Raw genomic sequence first — 16,100 nt, 5'->3', positions numbered from 1 at the left:
ATCAACAGCCCGGCGTCCGGATCCTGGCCATCAGCAGAGCATCGACGTAACGACCGTCCCGGAACGCGTATTCGCGGGCGGTCCCCTCCACCTCGAAGCCATGGTTACGATAGAGCGCCAGGGCCGCCTCATTGTCACTGTACACCTCGAGTTCGATGCGCCTTAACGCCAGCCAGTTGTCCGCCAACTCCAGCAACGAAGCCAACAACGCCGAACCCACGCCCTGACCATGAAACTCGGGGTGCACCGCCATGCCGATGTTGGCCACATGACGACGACGGGGAAAGGCCGCCAGTTCAAGTCCCCCATTGGCCACCACCCTGCCCTGCACCTCGACCACCAGCACATGGAGATTGTCGGGCTTACTGGTCAGCCGCTCACACCACATCTGCTCGGTGGGGTGGGGCATCTGCAGGGTATTGCCATAACAGACCGGCTGCGCCATGGTCTGGGTAATGTCGGCGGCGTCTTCGGGGCGGGGGGCGCGAATGAGCATAGTGTCTCCCTTTTCTATCTCATTGAAACTTTATGGGAATCTATCTTTTTCTCACGATTCCAGGGCTTTGGCAACCGCCGCTTTTGCATGGATCTCTGTGGTGTCGAACAGGGGCACCACCGTGTCACTGTCGCCGACCAGCAGGCCAATCTCGGTGCAGCCCAGGACCACCCCCTGGGCGCCTTCTGACGCCAGCTTTTCGATCACCTCCAGGTAATCCCGGCGGGACAGGGGTTTGACCTGACCCAGGCACAGCTCCTGATAGATGACCCTATCCACCATGGCCCGCCCCGCCCCATCAGGAACCAGTACCTGGATCCCCCTCGCCTCCAGACGCTCCCGATAGAATGCCTGCTCCATGGTAAACCGGGTCCCCAACAGGCCGACACAACTGATTCCAGAGCTCAGCAGCGCGTCGGCGGTAGCGTCGGCGGTAGCGTCGGCGATGTGCAGCAGGGGGATCTCCACGGCCTGAACCACCTGCTCCGCCACCTTATGCATGGTATTGGTGGCAATCACCAGGAAATCGGCTCCGGCAGACTCCAGTGCCACGGCCGCTTGCGCCAGAAGCTCTCCGGACCTCTGCCAGTCGCCGCGGGTCTGCAGGGCCTCTATTTCGGCAAAATCCACGCTGTAGAGCACCAGTTTGGCGCTGTGCAGCCCACCAAGAGCAGCGGCAACACCCCGGTTAATCTGCTGATAATAACTGACGCTGGACTCCCAGCTCATGCCGCCAATGATGCCGATGGTTTTCATAGACCCTCATTCTCCGCTCATTCGTCGATTGCCCCCAGACTAGGCTCAAGGTCTCCATTGAGCTTGGACAGAATTGCTCACCGGGCACCACCGAGTTGTCAATTTCCGAGAAAAAGTCAACAATTCCGTTGATTTTCAACCAGAAATCTTAACAGCCCGGGAATGAATTGAGTATGATTTATCCAGCGTCTCTCGGAGGGATACCATGAGAATTGCAATACTGATGTTGATGCTGGCCACCGCTCTGCCTGCCTGGGCCAGGCACGCCTACCCCAAGTTCTACTTCCAGGTAGACCACATTCGCTCCTTCGAGTACGCCATCTCAGGCAACCACTGGTATCCGCCCACTCGAGACAACCGTCGCGTCCTTCAGGGGGTAATGGCCCTCAACACCCCAGACGATCAACGGCAACTGGTGAGAGATCTCAGCCGGGATCCCAATCTGGAGAGAGGCCTGCGGCAACTGGGTGGCGAACTGACCTGCCTGGTCTACCGTTACCTTGCGAAAGAGGGGGAACGGCCGCTGTGTTTCGACGCCGCTTCCAGCGACAGCAGACGCAAACAGACCACTCCGTTTTTCGACCGCAACAGCCCCTATCATAAAGAACCACTGCAGCTGACCTATCCGGAACGCGCCGCCTCCTATCTTACCTACCGATTCAGGATGACCGTCCCGTCAGGCAACCGCTATGACCTGGATAATCCCTTCTACCCCCTTCACAGGCTGGGGTACGGCATGGGGGGCAACAACAGCGACGCCCTGATTGTTACTGTGTTCCTCGAGGTGCTGACCGAAAGCGAGAGCGGCCTGTGGCAACCCGTGACCCTCAGTCACTCTCAGATCCCCCTCTATCTGCACCTGCCCTCCCAACGGGCCATAGGTAAAAGCGGCAGCCTCAGAGCCGCCTTCGATCTGGGCAGCAAAGAGGTACGACTCTTGGATTACACCGGCCAACGCTGGTGATCAACTGAAATAGGCCCCTCGAAAAGTTGCTCATTCCGGGGGGGCACAATTCAAATGACATCTAACAAAACCCCCTTTCCAACCCCTCGCCAAACGTTTGGCATCAAACTTATGATCAAACATTTACCTTGCCAAACTCCGTTAAGCGTTCGTTACATCATGACACCTTAATTTATCAAGTCAAAATTTACGCCATAAAAACAGATGCTTAGACACCACCATCTTTGTTGGCATTCATATGGACCATTGAAATTGTCGGTAATAGCCGTTATTTTAATTAGAGAACGAATGATTTCATCACTAACCAATTACCAATAAACGGATGTTTGACATGTCAACCAGTACCGCTGAGAAACGGGTCTCAGCCCCCTCGAAACGCACCATCCCTCTTACCCTGATTAACCCCTCCACCCCTCACCATTTCGCCAGCCGCAGCGAACTGATGAACTTTGATGTCGCCGCCCACCCATGGCGTGAAACCTTGGCCAAGTCCTTTAAAACCGACAGGGACTTGGCCAAGGTTTTGCAAAAGGTTCGCCCGGTAGATCGGGAGGTTTACAAGGTAATCGCTGCCAGGGTAACGCCCTACATCGCGCAACTGATGGATGAACATGACCCTGAGTGTCCCATCCGCATCCAGTATGTGCCGGAGCAGGATGAGCTGGAGGTGGCCCCTCACGAAATGGGTGACCAGCTGTCAGAAGACGACATGATGCCGGAGGGCACCTCCATCGTGCACCGCTACCCCAATCGGGTGCTGTTTCTGGTGCACAACATCTGCGGCGCCTACTGCCGACACTGCACCCGAAAACGTATGGTTTCCGACCCACTGAATGTCATCTCCATGGATCGCATTCGTAAGTCCGTAGAGTATTTGCGTGACCATCCCGAAGTGCAGGATGTACTGCTCTCTGGTGGCGACCCTTTGCTTCTCACCGACGACAAGTTGGGCCAGATTCTGTCGATGATCCGCGAGGCCAGGCCGGATCTGAAGATTTTGCGCATCGGCAGCCGCATGCTGGCACAGCTGCCCACCCGGGTAACCCCTGAGCTGTGCAAGGTACTGGTGAAAAATCGCGTCACCCTGATCAATACCCAGGTCAACCATCCGAAGGAGATTACCCCTCTGTTCCAGGAGCGCGTCAGCCTGTTGCGACGTGCCGGTATCATGCTGGGCAACCAAAGTGTGCTGATGAAGGGGGTCAACGACGATGTTGAAGTGATGCGGGATCTGGTGATGGACCTGGTGTCCAATGGTATCCGCCCCTATTACGTCTACTCTATGGATCCCGCTCCTGGGAACAGCAAGTTCCAAGTCAGCTATGATCGGATGCTGGAGATCTATCACGGCATTCGTGGTTGGGTGTCTGGCCCGGCAATTCCCACCTTTATCGTCGACGGCGTTGGTGGCCTGGGCAAAATGCCGGTACAGCCTGACTATGTCCGTAAAGAACACCATGGTGAGCAAACTCGACTGGTCGCCACCAACTTCGAAGGCCGCACCGCTGATGTCTCCTACCTGCTGTAGAGACTGATGATGCACACCATCGATTACCTGCTGTTTTTCGGCTACCTGATGGCATTGCTGGCGGTCGGCCTGTACTACTACCGTCGCCACCGTGGGGGAGAGGATTACTATCTGGCGGGCAGGAACCTGCCTGCCAAGCATGTGGGTTTCTCCATTGCCGCCACCGACGTAGGGGGCGGATTCTCCATTGGTCTTGCGGGTCTGGGATTCACCATGGGTCTTTCCGCCAGCTGGCTGCTGTTTACCGGTCTGCTGGGAGCCTGGCTCACGGCGGTGCTGCTGATCCCCAAAGTAAAACGACGGGACCAAACCCAAAACCTGTTTACCTATCCGGATCTGCTGCGCCACCATTTTGGCCCTAGGGTTGCGATGATCGCCGCGCTCATCTCAGGAGTTGGTTATCTGGGCTTTACCTCCGCCCAGTTGCTGGCAGGAGCCAAGTTGGCCTCTGTCACACTGATTCCCGACTCACTGTCGTTTGACAGCCCCCTGACCCTGGCCCTGTGGATCATCGGCGGCACCACCATCCTATACACCGCGTTTGGCGGACTGAAAGCGGTGATCATGACCGACAGCATCCAATGGCTGGTGCTGCTGCTGGGGCTGCTCTGCCTTGCTCTGCCCATGGCCTGGAGTCAGGTAGGGGGTTGGTCAGGCCTGAATGCAACCCTGCCTGAGCACTTCTTCAGCCTAAGCAGCATCAGTGGCATAACGCTGATCAACTGGATGGTAACCATTACCCCCATCTGGTTTGTTGCCATGACCCTGTATCAACGTATCTACGCATGCCGGGACGATGCAACGGCAAAGCGTGCCTGGTTTATGGCCGGCTTGCTGGAGTACCCGGTGATGGCATTCAGTGGTGTGCTGCTGGGGATGTGTGCAAGGGTACTCCTGCCTGAGATGGACGCAGAGAGCGCGGTCCCGGCCATGATTCGGGATCTGCTTCCCGTGGGCGTCACGGGCCTGGTGGTTGCCGCCTACTTTTCCGCCATCATGTCTACCGCTGACAGCTGCCTGATGGCCTGCTCTGGCAACCTGCTTAATGACTTGATGGGTCTGCGTGACAATGACCGGTACACCGTCCGCTACTCGATGCTGGCCACTCTGATACTGGGTGTGATCGCCATCATCCTGGCCGCCAGGGCTGAATCGGTTCTTTCCGCCATACTGATGGCCTACACCCTAATGATATCAGGGTTGGTAATGCCAACCCTGGCCTGCCTGTTTTGGCCCAGAGTAAGTCAGGGCACGGCCCTGGCCTCCATGCTGACAGGCTGCATCACCTCACTCTGGCTGATGTGGCCCCCCCTGCCGGTGCCCGAGTTGATTCAGGCAAGCGGCCTGGATGCGGGCGTATTTGGCCTAACAGCATCCGCCTGCGCCATGGGTATCGCCCATATGATGAACTGTATTTTCTCCACTTCCCACTCGCAAAAGGAGCTCCATGACTGACTCACTCGCCCCTAACACTCAGGATCAGAGCCCCTACGACATCCTTACCTCCTTGGAGGGCGCACAGATTCAACATGGTCCGAACAACAACCGCATCTACTTGATGGATCTCAAAGAGGCAGATCCTGCACGCTTGATCATCCAGATGCAGTCACTGGCCAGAGAGCACGGTTATGGCAAGCTCTTTGCGAAAGTCCCGGAGCACCGTGCCGGTCGATTCCTATCTCATGGGTTTCGCGTCGAGGCTCGAATTCCCGGCTTCTATCCAGAGTGCGATGCCCTGTTTCTGGGACTCTATCCTGATCCCCAGCGCGCCAAGGAGGCCCAGACGCACCAATTGCACAAGGTGCTTCAGCTGGCCAGGCACAACCTGGCTCCGGTGCACACCCCTGACAGCGGTTCCGGGGTGCGTCGCTGCCGGCCTCAAGACGTGGACGCAATGGCCCAACTCTATCGGCAGGTATTTCCCAGTTACCCCTTTGCCATCGATCAGCCCGATGTCCTGCAGCAAAGCATGGAGGAGGATGTGGACTACTTCTGCATCGAACAACAGGGGGAACTGATGGCCCTGGCCGCCGCAGAGAAATCCCCCGGTTCAATGACTGTTGAGATGACCGATTTTGCCACCAGCCCGGCAGCCAGAGGCCAGGGACTGGCCAGCCTACTGCTGCGGCAGATGGAGCAGGAAGTCTCTTCTGAGGGCTATCGAGTGGCTTATACCATTGCCAGGGCATACTCAGTCGGCATGAACCGCACCTTTGCCCGTCAGAGATATCAACTGGCGGGGCGCCTGACCAACAATACCCAGATAAGCGGACATATAGAAACCATGAACGTCTGGTATAAGGCCTTGAGATGATCGGCCATCCCCCCTTAGCTTGTTAGGATCCAAACAACTGGCGTAGCCATTTAGCCGGCTACGCCAAACTCTGAAACCTGAACAATTAATTTCAGCTATAAGCATTGAGCGGTTAATATTTAGACTTGAATGCACTTTTGCCCAATAGATGTCATTTTATTTTCACTACAGCTCGTTGCATTTTCCCTTTCGGCCCACTCGACGCCAAAAACAGCATAAGCAACTGTTTTTAATGAACTTAATGATATTCAAACCGTAACTCGCTGGTGTTTTTATCACCAAAACATGCTCGAAAGCAGATTTCAAGTCGCCAGACGATTTGAGCTCTACCCTAACACTTTGTTAGCATTGTCCCGCATTACAACTAAAACATCTCATCAATTGGTTTGATTTCAAATCTAACAGAGAGGATTAATGAGTAACCCCATAGATAAGTACAGTATCGATAATACGGACTATACCGTTGGTCAAGACAACATTCAGAAGTGGGGGTTTGATGTCCATAACCCTGTATTCGGCATCAGTGCCGGCCTGATTCTTCTTTTCCTGGCAGCCATCCTCATCAGTGATGCCGCCACCGCCAAAGCCGCCCTCGACGGCATCAAGTGGAAAATCATAAACAACTTCGACGCCCTCTTTATGTGGTCGGCTAACCTGTTCCTGATTTTCTGTTTATGGCTGGTGGTCAGCCCTTACGGCCGCATCCGCCTCGGCGGTGCCGACGCCCGTCCCGAACACTCCAACCTGTCCTGGATGGCGATGCTGTTTGCCGCTGGCATGGGCATCGGCCTGATGTTCTGGGGTGTTGCCGAGCCCGTTGCCTACTTCACCGGCTGGTATGAAACGCCACTTGGCGTCGAAGCCAACTCTCCTGAAGCGATCAAGGTCGCCATGGGCGCCACCATTTTTCACTGGGGCCTGCACCCCTGGGCAATGTACGCCGTGGTCGCCCTGTCCCTGGCCTTCTTCGCCTTCAACAAGGGGCTGCCCCTGTCGATCCGCTCCATCTTCTACCCCATCCTGGGGGATCGGACCTGGGGTTGGTTTGGTCACGCCATCGACATTATGGCGGTGCTGGCAACCCTGTTTGGTCTGGCGACCTCTCTGGGCCTGGGTGCCCAACAGGCCTCCAGCGGCATCAATCATGTGTTTGGCACCGAAGGCGGCATCGGCATGCAGGTTGGCGTCATCGCCTTTGTCACCGGCCTGGCGGTGGTCTCCGTGGTCCGCGGCATCGAGGGCGGCGTCAAGGTACTGAGTAACGTCAACATGCTGGTGGCTCTGGCCCTGCTGGTGTTTGTGACCCTGGTGGGCGCCGCCGTCGCCTTCGGCAATCTGGGACAAACCCTGCTGGGCTACGCCGAGAACCTGATCCCCCTGAGCAACCCTCATGGGCGGGAAGATGAAGCCTGGATGCATGGCTGGACCGTGTTCTACTGGGCCTGGTGGATCTCCTGGTCTCCTTTTGTTGGCATGTTCATCGCCCGGGTGTCCAAAGGTCGTACCGTGCGTGAATTCCTGATTGCGGTGATGTTTATCCCCACAGCGGTATGCATCATCTGGATGTCGGTATTTGGTGGTATCGCCATCGACCAGATCGTCAACAAGGTGGGCGAACTGGGCACCAATGGCCTGTCGGACATCACCCTGGCGCTGTTCTACACCTATGATGCCCTGCCCTGGAGCACCTTCCTGTCAGTGATCTCCATCGTGCTGATCATGGTGTTCTTCATCACCTCTTCCGACTCCGGCTCCCTGGTGATCGACAGCATCACCGCCGGGGGTAAGGTGGACGCCCCTGTACCTCAGCGCATCTTCTGGGCCACCATCGAAGGCGCCATCGCAGCCACCCTGCTGTGGATCGGCGGCACCGAAGCGATTCAGGCCCTGCAGGCGGGCACCATCTCCACCGCTTTGCCCTTCACCTTTATCCTGCTGATGATGTGCGTCAGCCTGGTCAAAGGCATGAAGACCGAGCCAAGAGGGTAACCTCACATTCCGATTCCAAGGGGCGCCGCGGCGCCCCTTTTTGTTGGCCCGAGACCAACCACCAGACAAAAAAAGCCCCGCCAATGGGCGGGGCTGGATGCTGTGAACCTCTGGCTTAGAAGTAGTAGCCGAAGTTGATGTTCACCCGCTTGTTGGTGTCACCACTGCCCACCAGAGTGCCGCCGATAAAGGGCTGATTCTCAGCAACCACAAAATCCACGTAGGTGTAGAGCGCCCCGGCACTGATCGCCATACCGGTGACGTTCATGAAGGTGTCGTCCAACTCGCCCGGCTTGTCGGTCATCAGCGAGTAATCGTTGTAGAAGGTCAGGTTGGTCACCGGGCCCATCTTCACCGGCAGGCTGTAAGCGATGTTGGCGGTGTAGGTGATCGCTTCTGCGGGAATGGAATCGTAAAAGGCATAAGCGCCGACGACCATCTGCTCCACTTCCATGCCATCGATGTCGTATTCGTAGTCGGACGCCTGAAGCTGAACGTTCCAGGCACCATAGTTGATGACGCCGTGCACCGCCGCAGCCCAGTGATCACCATCCATGTTGCCGTCCACCTCCAACTCGCCAAACTGGCCCGACAGGCCCAGTTCCACCGAACCGCCGTCCAGTTGCAGGGTGTGAGCGTAGCGAAGGTTGAAGGTGTTGGTTTCCCCCACCTCCAGGCTTGGCGCATCGTAGGTGCCCTCGCCCTCCAGGCGCACGCCGAGCACGTCATAGGAGTAACGATCGCTGCGCTCAGACACATAGCCATCGATGCCGCCCTGCTCATCGTTCTTGTAGAACGCCACATCCAATCGATTTCGTTTGGACTCAAACTTATAATTCAGGCCCATGTCATAGTCATCTTCCAGGCCAGTGTAAAAGTTTGAGCTGAAGAAGAAGCTGTGAGAAGCGTAGGGCAGGATGCCGAAAGGCACCTGGGTGACACCGATCTGACCGCTGTGGCTGTCACTGAAATCATAGCCAACCCAGGCATGATGCAGCACATCCATATATTGGTACCAACGGTATTGAGCAGACAGCGTCAGGTCGCCAATCTTGCCATTGGCATCCAACCTGAACACATCAAAATCGAAGTCTCCGCCTCTGTCGCTGTTGTCATCGCTATAATCTTCATAGCTATATTGGAATCGAGCCGCACCACCCAGGGTAATGCCTCCCTCATCCTTTTCCTGCTCTACCGCTTGCTGACGCTTCTCCAACTCGTCGATTCGCTGCTTAAGCTCCTCGATTTCACTGGTTTGAGCTGCAGCCGCGGCGGAGAAAATCATACCGATGACAATGGCCAGTTTGGTTTTCATTACAACGCGTCCTAAATGATTTTTGTGAATGTTCCAACAGACGCCCCGAACCACATTTCTTTAACCGCCGGGACGCAACAACGTTACATGTTAACGGAGCAATCATTTGATCTCAAATCATTGTGCTGATTTCAGACACAAAAAAGGGCGGCTTACGCCGCCCTTTTATGGGGTTCCTGGTTTACTTCACTGTATCCGGTGAGGCGATATCCAGCAGAGGCGCCGCATCCAGAGTCTCGGCGTCCATCATGTAGGCAACTCGCTGCATGGAAGAGAGGATTTGGGTCTTTTCCCAATCATTGAGATTCTCAAACCGGTCGATGAACTTCTCATGCAGAAGTGGCGGAGCCGATGCCAAAACCCGGCTCCCCTCCTCGGTCAGCCTGGCATTGACGATACGCTTGTCGGTCTGACTGCGGACCCGCTCAATCAGTCCGCGGTCCTGCAGACGATTCAAGATGGTGGTGACCGTCGCCGGACTCAGTGAGACGTCATTAGAGAGACGGCGCACCGTCACATCCCCGAGGGTATCGATGGCTCTGAGCACCATCACCTGGGGAATGGTCAGCCCGCAGGCTTTGATCATCCTCTTAGACTGCAGGTCGGTCGCCCGGATGATGCGCCGAAGTGCCACAAGCACCTCAGGCCAGTATTGTGCCTCAGGCATGTTCTTCCTATACAAAATTCAACAGATAATTGCCGAGTATATTCACCCTCGAACTTTAGGCAACTAACTTATTGCTCTGAGTTGAAATTACCCGGGCATCACCAAAAAGGGGCCTGGAATCTTCCCCCACCCCGCTCCGAAATGGGAACAGGCCGGGCCAGATCCCCTGCCCTGTCACGGCCTACCCCTCGTCGTAGGGATTGGCCAGGGTCGCCTTCATCGAGTAACCCGCCGCAAAGGTTTCCATGTCGTAGGTCACCGCATTGAGCGTGCCGGTCACCCACACCGCATCCCAGACAATGTCCTGCGGCAGGCCTTCAGGATAGTTCACATAGACGATCTGGTTGGTGGGCGGCGGTGGCACATGAATACAAGCGCCATAGTATGGCACCAGCAAAAACTCGGTGACCTTGTTCTCATCCCCCTCCAGAGGCACCACAAACCCGGCCAATCTCACCTGTTTACCGTTAAGGGCTTCCACCACCTTGCCATAGGTCTGTATCCAATCGATGGGCGCGCTTTCATCGGCAAACATGGGGTGAATGGCCATGGAGGGCGGAGGCAGCGGCTGATTACGCTCCTCAGCCGGGACCAGGTCTTCCCATTCCAGCACCTTGACGTCGGCATAGGCCAATTGACTCATCAGGGCCAACAGACCCAAACACAGATATCGAACGTTCATTTTCTCTCCTTACAATCTTTGGGTCAGGCCATCGCTGAGGGTATGCCGGTAAGCGCGCCAGGCAGGTACTATCCCGGCCAAGGTGCCGGCCAACTGCACCGCCCCCATCATCCACAGCACAGAATCTGCGGGCATCCCCAGACTCAGCTCAAGACCATACTGACTCCTTGCCCAGGGCGACAGCAGCAGCACGCTAAGCTGGGCCAGCAGGTAGCCCAACACGGTGCCAATCAGGCTCAGCAGGGCCGCCTCCCCCCACAGCAACAGGAAGATGTGCCTGGGTCCGGCGCCCATGGCCCGCAATATGGCCATCTCTCGGCGCCGCTCTCCCAGGCTGGCCAACAGGGTGGTCAACATACCGGTCAGTCCCACCGCCACTACAAAGCCGGAGACAATGGCCAGGGCCCGTTCCCCCTGAGACAGCAGCGCCCACAACTGAGACAGGGCCATACCAGGCAAGATGGCGGACAAGGGCTCAGAACGGTTGGTGTTGATGGCCCGCTGTACCCCAAGCAGTCGCAGTTTGTTCTCCAGCCCCACCAGGAAGGCGGTGATGGTCTTTGGAGTCAAATCATACTGGTTTACCTGACCACCGCTGATCGCATAACGGCGGCTTCCCCCCTGCCAACCCAGGTGAATCGCTTCTATGGCTTGCAGAGAAACGTGCAGACTTCGATCTACCGGGGTGCCGGTTGGTGCCAGGATTCCCACGACGGTAAAGGGCATCTCATCGTGCTGGGAGAAGCTGACCGACGCCCCGGCACCGTGGGAGAGCACCAGCTGATCGCCAAGTTGATAGCCCAGTTTGCTGGCCACCTCGGCGCCAAGGACCACATCAAACAGTCCCTCAAATGGGACACCCTGAGCCAGGGCCAGAGACTGCCCCTTGCCATAGTGGTAGTGGTGGAAATAATCGAGATTGGTGCCCACCACCCGATACCCCCTGTGGGAATCCCCCAGGGCCAGGGGAATGGTCCAGGCCACCCCTTTGGTGCCGGCCAGCCTCTGGTAGGTGTCATAACCAATATTGTTGGTGGCATCCCCCAGCCGGAACACCGAGTAGAGCAGCAGGTTGATGCCGCCACTTCGTGCTCCCACCACCAGATCCGTGCCTGAAATGGTGTTGGCAAAGCTCTGCCTGGCTTGGGTCCTGACCATTTCGACCCCGATAAACAGGGCAACGGAGAGGGCAATCACCGCCAGGGTCAGCCCAACGCTGGTGCGCCGATTGGCCATACTTCGTGTCATCAGGCTTAACATGGCAGCACCTCGGTACCCTGGGGAGTGACCTCGAGCCGATAACCCCGCTCCACCACCTGGGCCAGCGCCGGATCATGACTGACCAGCAACAGGGCAGAGCCTGACTGGGCGCACTGCTGCGTCAGCAATGACAGGAAGCTGTCCCTGGCCTTGGGATCCAGGGCGGAGGTCGGTTCATCCGCCAGAATCAGCCCGGGAGCACCAATCAGTGCCCTGGCCACCGCCACCCGCTGCTGCTGCCCAACGGACAACTGAGTTACCGGCTGACGATGCAGACTCTGATCCAGCTCCATGGCGGTCAGCAGGCGACTGGCCTCCCGAGCGGGATTGCCGGCTCTGCGTCGGCGTTCTTTAGAAAACTTCAGTGGCATCAGCACGTTCTCTTCCACATTCAGATAGGGAAGCAGATTGAACTGCTGAAAGATGATCCCCATGGACTCCGCCCGCAGGCGATCACGCCCCACCGCTGACAGGGCCGAAAGCTCTGCCCCCTCCAGCTTGAGTCCGCCCCCATAGCCAGACAGCACACCACTGATCAGGTTGAGCAGGGTGGACTTGCCGCTGCCTGACGGCCCCTGCAACAACACCCTCTCTCCCGTTTTCAGTGCAAGCTCATCCACTCTGAGCTCTCTTCCGGAGCCAGGCCAGCGGTAACTGAGCCCCTCTATCGCCAGTTGAGTCATCGTGCCCCCTACCAGCTGAGGGTGGTGTGCTGGCGGTCGAGCTGGCCACCACCACTGCCCTGAGCGGTCAGTCGCTGAACGGTCAGCGAGTGCAGATCGGGAAATTGGGCAAACAGCGTCACCCCAAGCTGGTTCAGCGCAGAGGGGTTCTCACAGCGCCACTGCCAGTCTGCTTCCAGGGCCATATGACCACTCGCCGAAGGACGGTCCAGCCCTTCAGGCCGGTTCAGGTTGACGCCGTCGGGGCGACATTGAGCCTGATCATTCAAACTGAACAGAGCATGCCCCTGCTCCAGTCGAGTCAGCACCTGTTCTACCTGTGCCCACTGCGCTTCATCGGCCGGGGCATGTTCAAAACCCCAGAGGGAATGAGTGTCCACCTCCAGGCTGATCTGCACCAGATTCTGGTCCTGGACCAGAGTCAGCAAGCCCTCCCCATGCCGGTGGGCCTGATGCGCCTGAAATTCGTGGTGATGATGACCTTGATGGTCCGACGCCATAGCACTGACCGGCATATGAACTGAGCCAATCAACAGGGCGGCCTGACCCAGTTTTGATTTGGTTCCCATAGAGAAACTCCGTCTGTAAATCGAATAAGGGTGGGTTCACGACAGAGCGAGGGGTGGGTCACGGTTGCCTCTGTACTGGATCGCAGGCTGAGCCAGGGGGCGGGAATGCGGCAACGCCCTGTTCAGAAACGGAGGCGAAGCCGGCCAGGTGACTGCGGACAGGCCGGTCGCCTGGAACCAGTGGTCTATCAGCAGGGCGTGAACACAGGGCACACCAGCCTCGTGGTGGTGCAGCGCCTCCTTCAGCCCCTGGCAGGCCAACATCGACAGATTGGCTGTCCAGATCATAACAACCAGGGCTAAGGCCCGCAGCGATGGGGCGGTCATGGACATAGAGGCTCAGGGCGCTTGGGAAAAAAAGGCATTAAAAGAGATCTATACCATCCATGGAAGTTCAGCAACAGCAAAGAGTTGTAACCGGAGGAGACAGATGGCCAGATCCGACTACTGCGCGCTCCCTCCCGCCGAAGAGGCGTGAGCCCCCCCTCCTCTATTCGAGTAACAGTCTGTTCTAAATTGCTTTTCTCTTACTCTTTATGTGGATTTGCATTGTTGCGAATCGTGATCATTCTCATTTGCATTTGAAGGATTTGTGAGTAATATGGCGCGGTTTTTAGCCATTGTTTAAGGTTGTAACCCATGCACAAATCCTACCTATCCCTCTGCGTAACCCTGGCGCTTCCCACCCTCGCTCTGGCCAATGCCAGTGTGCCGGACAGCGAGAATATCGAACGGATTGTGGTGACCGGCAGCAGGATCATCGAAAGCATTGACGAAGTCCCCGCCTCCATCACCATTGTGACCGCAGAACAGCTTCAAGATGATCTGCAGGTCAGCTCAGAACTTCAGAATATGCTGGCCATTCGGGTGCCCGGAATGGCGCCCTCCACCGGCAGCAGCAGTAACTCTGGCCAGACTCTGCGAGGCCGAGCCGCACTAGTGATGATTGACGGCGTGCCCCAATCCACGCCCCTGCGCAACGGCGCCCTGGGGGTGCGGACATTGGACCCCTCGGTGATCGAGAGGATCGAAGTGATCAAGGGAGCAACCTCAATCTACGGCAACGGCGCGGCAGGGGGCATCATCAACTACATCACCAAAAAGCCAGGCAAGGAACATCAGGTGGAACTGGGTCTCTCCAGCCGAGCCAGTCTGGTGAAACTGGAAGACAGTCAGGGACACCGACTGGAGGGAGGACTGAACGGGTCGGTGAATCAGTTCAGCTACGTGCTGTCGGCGGTGAGAGAGGAAAATGGCGTACAGCGCGACGCTGAAGGCGACATCATCGGCACCAAGTACGGCATATCGGAAAGCGTGGCCCAAAACTACTTCACCAAACTCGCCTACCAGTTTGACGACGACAAGTCCCTTCAGCTGACCTACAACTACTATGAATCCCAGATGGACGCCGATCTGGTTGATGTCGTTGGCGATATCAATGCTGGCATAAAAACCTACGCAATTAAGAACACCTCTGGCGAACCCAATCCAGGTGAACCCCAGGGACCCCGGGGTAATCATAACGCCATGCTTCAGTACCAAGATTTTGAGGTGTTCAGCAATACCGACATGACTCTGGATGGCTACTGGCAGAAAATTGAGAACGTCTTCTTCTACTCTCCGGTCCTCGCCAACCCCGATGAGGGTTACGCCGGTGGGCAGTCCTACATCAAATCAGAAAAACGAGGCTTCAGAGCCACATTCAACAGCCAGCTTGAGTGGGACCAGATAGAGGGCACCTTTATCTACGGCGCTGACCTGCTCAATGATGTCACCTCCCAGCCTCTGGTCGATGGCCGGATCTGGGTACCTGAGATGGACATGAGCAACCTGGCGTTCTTCCTCCAGACCAAGTGGATCATCGCCGATGACTGGGTGTTAAAGGCAGGGGTACGCAAAGAGAGCATTGATCTGGACGTAAACGACTATCAGACCCTGAAATTGTGCCGCAGCGCCGACGTCTGCTCCATTCCCATGGATGTCACCGGAGGCAAGCTGGAATACCGGGCCACCACCTACAACGTCGGCCTGAGGTACATGGCCGACGAACGCTTCTCCCCCTTTGCCAACTACTCTCAGGGCGCCGACATCTCCGACATTGGCCGGCTGCTGCGCACCGCCACCGTGACCGACATCAGCGATATTCGCACCGAAGCGTCCATCATCGACAACTACGAGGTGGGTTTCAGCAGCCAGTTTGACGACCTGATGTTCAGCCTGGCCGCCTACCGCAGCACCTCGGAGTTGGGCACCTCCAACACATTCGATCCCAACACCGGCGTCTACATGCCCGTGCGCGCCCCGCAGAAGATCTGGGGGTATGAAGCCAGCCTGGACTACGCCGTCGACGACAGTCTGTCTTTGGGGGCCACCTACAGCTGGGTTGAGGGCAAGGACACCGACAAGGATGTCTACCTGGGGGCCAGGCAGATTTCCGCGCCCAAGCTGACCGCCTTCCTGGACTGGCGACCAGTGGACAACGCCAAATTGTCACTGACCTACCTGCATGTGGGCAGCCGCGACAGATTCGACCCCGTCGATGGCAAGTACGTAGGCGATCAGGGTCCCATCGACAGCTACGATCTGTTCAACCTGAGCAGCCGCTACCAGCTGGGCAACTGGGAGCTGTTTGCTGGCATCGAGAATCTGTTCAACGAGGATTACTACCCCGCCACCTCGCAAGCGTACACCTATGGTGGCTACAACACCAAGGGGCTGGGCACCACGCTGAATCTGGGTGCCAAGATACGCTTCTAAGCGCCCTTCGCGGACTAACCTCTTCAATCAGAGGCGCTTGTGCGCCTCTTTCTCTTTGCCTCTGCAAAAGCTGTAACTCACTGGTGAATCTATGCTATCTGCTCGATAGGCGTCTATTAT

At 56.9% G+C, this 16,100-nt stretch carries 15 protein-coding genes; 6 read left to right on the top strand and 9 right to left on the bottom strand.

From position 1 onward, the window contains the following. Nucleotide 1: 1 nt before the first annotated feature. Nucleotides 2-496, bottom strand: coding sequence for a GNAT family N-acetyltransferase (locus G505_RS0103300; RefSeq protein ID WP_035385019.1), 495 nt, complete (start codon nucleotides 494-496; stop codon nucleotides 2-4). 51 nt (nucleotides 497-547) lie between these two features. Continuing rightward, complete coding sequence (locus G505_RS0103295; RefSeq protein ID WP_028108285.1) at nucleotides 548-1,252, bottom strand: aspartate/glutamate racemase family protein; 705 nt, start codon at nucleotides 1,250-1,252, stop codon at nucleotides 548-550. Between the two features lie 205 nt (nucleotides 1,253-1,457). Between G505_RS0103295 and G505_RS0103290 the strand changes: the two genes are divergently transcribed. From G505_RS0103290 to G505_RS0103270, 5 genes are all read left to right on the top strand, one after another. Beyond that, nucleotides 1,458-2,216: a hypothetical protein gene (locus G505_RS0103290; RefSeq protein ID WP_157509001.1), complete on the top strand. Its 759-nt coding sequence runs from the start codon at nucleotides 1,458-1,460 to the stop codon at nucleotides 2,214-2,216. A gap of 331 nt (nucleotides 2,217-2,547) precedes the next feature. After that, a complete protein-coding gene (locus G505_RS0103285; protein ID WP_028108283.1) occupies nucleotides 2,548-3,744 on the top strand; it encodes a KamA family radical SAM protein in 1,197 nt (398 codons plus the stop codon). 9 nt (nucleotides 3,745-3,753) lie between these two features. Next, nucleotides 3,754-5,199, top strand: a complete 1,446-nt coding sequence (locus G505_RS20450) for a sodium:solute symporter family protein (RefSeq protein WP_051215849.1) — start codon at nucleotides 3,754-3,756, stop codon at nucleotides 5,197-5,199. Beyond that, nucleotides 5,192-6,058 (top strand): putative beta-lysine N-acetyltransferase, encoded by an 867-nt coding sequence (gene ablB, locus G505_RS0103275; protein ID WP_035385018.1) that lies wholly within the window; start codon nucleotides 5,192-5,194, stop codon nucleotides 6,056-6,058. Before G505_RS20450 ends, ablB begins: the two co-directional genes overlap by 8 nt. Before the next feature lie 414 nt (nucleotides 6,059-6,472). Continuing rightward, on the top strand, nucleotides 6,473-8,047 hold the full coding sequence (locus G505_RS0103270; protein WP_028108281.1) for a BCCT family transporter: 1,575 nt from the start codon (nucleotides 6,473-6,475) through the stop codon (nucleotides 8,045-8,047). Between the two features lie 115 nt (nucleotides 8,048-8,162). On the opposite strand, the gene G505_RS0103265 is transcribed toward G505_RS0103270, so the two are convergent. The 7 genes from G505_RS0103265 to G505_RS0103235 form a co-directional block, all read right to left on the bottom strand. Continuing rightward, nucleotides 8,163-9,362, bottom strand: a complete 1,200-nt coding sequence (locus G505_RS0103265; protein ID WP_028108280.1) for a carbohydrate porin — start codon at nucleotides 9,360-9,362, stop codon at nucleotides 8,163-8,165. A gap of 181 nt (nucleotides 9,363-9,543) precedes the next feature. Beyond that, complete coding sequence (locus tag G505_RS0103260) at nucleotides 9,544-10,029, bottom strand: MarR family winged helix-turn-helix transcriptional regulator (RefSeq protein WP_028108279.1); 486 nt, start codon at nucleotides 10,027-10,029, stop codon at nucleotides 9,544-9,546. Between the two features lie 181 nt (nucleotides 10,030-10,210). Then, nucleotides 10,211-10,711: a DUF3299 domain-containing protein gene (locus G505_RS0103255; RefSeq protein WP_028108278.1), complete on the bottom strand. Its 501-nt coding sequence runs from the start codon at nucleotides 10,709-10,711 to the stop codon at nucleotides 10,211-10,213. A 9-nt stretch (nucleotides 10,712-10,720) separates the two neighbouring features. Then, complete coding sequence (locus tag G505_RS0103250) at nucleotides 10,721-11,959, bottom strand: ABC transporter permease (protein ID WP_245568325.1); 1,239 nt, start codon at nucleotides 11,957-11,959, stop codon at nucleotides 10,721-10,723. A 5-nt stretch (nucleotides 11,960-11,964) separates the two neighbouring features. Then, on the bottom strand, nucleotides 11,965-12,654 hold the full coding sequence (locus G505_RS0103245) for an ABC transporter ATP-binding protein (RefSeq protein ID WP_028108276.1): 690 nt from the start codon (nucleotides 12,652-12,654) through the stop codon (nucleotides 11,965-11,967). Nucleotides 12,655-12,662: 8 nt separating this feature from the next. After that, nucleotides 12,663-13,223 carry a ZrgA family zinc uptake protein gene (locus G505_RS0103240; RefSeq protein ID WP_028108275.1) on the bottom strand — a complete coding sequence of 187 codons (561 nt, stop codon included), beginning with the start codon at nucleotides 13,221-13,223 and terminating at the stop codon, nucleotides 12,663-12,665. A 36-nt stretch (nucleotides 13,224-13,259) separates the two neighbouring features. Further along, the gene (locus G505_RS0103235; RefSeq protein WP_028108274.1) at nucleotides 13,260-13,556 is read right to left on the bottom strand and encodes a hypothetical protein; all 297 of its coding nucleotides are present in this window, start codon (nucleotides 13,554-13,556) and stop codon (nucleotides 13,260-13,262) included. A 306-nt stretch (nucleotides 13,557-13,862) separates the two neighbouring features. On the opposite strand from G505_RS0103235, the gene G505_RS0103225 reads away from it, so the two are divergent. Beyond that, nucleotides 13,863-15,980: a TonB-dependent receptor gene (locus G505_RS0103225; protein WP_028108273.1), complete on the top strand. Its 2,118-nt coding sequence runs from the start codon at nucleotides 13,863-13,865 to the stop codon at nucleotides 15,978-15,980. Nucleotides 15,981-16,100: the final 120 nt, after the last annotated feature.

Origin of the sequence: Ferrimonas futtsuensis DSM 18154 (genome assembly GCF_000422645.1) — a bacterium.
Lineage (GTDB): Bacteria > Pseudomonadota > Gammaproteobacteria > Enterobacterales > Shewanellaceae > Ferrimonas > Ferrimonas futtsuensis.
The sequence above is the reverse complement of the archived record's forward strand: the minus strand, read 5'-3'. Positions and strand labels throughout refer to the sequence as shown.

Coding starts and splice junctions, on each gene's coding strand:
- G505_RS0103290 (WP_157509001.1), top strand. CDS start 1,458: ATGAGAATTGCAATACTGATGTTGATGCTGGCCACCGCTCTGCCTGCC.
- G505_RS0103285 (WP_028108283.1), top strand. CDS start 2,548: ATGTCAACCAGTACCGCTGAGAAACGGGTCTCAGCCCCCTCGAAACGC.
- G505_RS0103300 (WP_035385019.1), bottom strand. CDS start 496: ATGCTCATTCGCGCCCCCCGCCCCGAAGACGCCGCCGACATTACCCAG.
- G505_RS0103250 (WP_245568325.1), bottom strand. CDS start 11,959: ATGACACGAAGTATGGCCAATCGGCGCACCAGCGTTGGGCTGACCCTG.
- G505_RS0103235 (WP_028108274.1), bottom strand. CDS start 13,556: ATGTCCATGACCGCCCCATCGCTGCGGGCCTTAGCCCTGGTTGTTATG.
- G505_RS0103255 (WP_028108278.1), bottom strand. CDS start 10,711: ATGAACGTTCGATATCTGTGTTTGGGTCTGTTGGCCCTGATGAGTCAA.
- G505_RS20450 (WP_051215849.1), top strand. CDS start 3,754: ATGCACACCATCGATTACCTGCTGTTTTTCGGCTACCTGATGGCATTG.
- G505_RS0103265 (WP_028108280.1), bottom strand. CDS start 9,362: ATGAAAACCAAACTGGCCATTGTCATCGGTATGATTTTCTCCGCCGCG.
- G505_RS0103295 (WP_028108285.1), bottom strand. CDS start 1,252: ATGAAAACCATCGGCATCATTGGCGGCATGAGCTGGGAGTCCAGCGTC.
- G505_RS0103225 (WP_028108273.1), top strand. CDS start 13,863: ATGCACAAATCCTACCTATCCCTCTGCGTAACCCTGGCGCTTCCCACC.
- G505_RS0103240 (WP_028108275.1), bottom strand. CDS start 13,223: ATGGGAACCAAATCAAAACTGGGTCAGGCCGCCCTGTTGATTGGCTCA.
- G505_RS0103270 (WP_028108281.1), top strand. CDS start 6,473: ATGAGTAACCCCATAGATAAGTACAGTATCGATAATACGGACTATACC.
- ablB (WP_035385018.1), top strand. CDS start 5,192: ATGACTGACTCACTCGCCCCTAACACTCAGGATCAGAGCCCCTACGAC.
- G505_RS0103245 (WP_028108276.1), bottom strand. CDS start 12,654: ATGACTCAACTGGCGATAGAGGGGCTCAGTTACCGCTGGCCTGGCTCC.
- G505_RS0103260 (WP_028108279.1), bottom strand. CDS start 10,029: ATGCCTGAGGCACAATACTGGCCTGAGGTGCTTGTGGCACTTCGGCGC.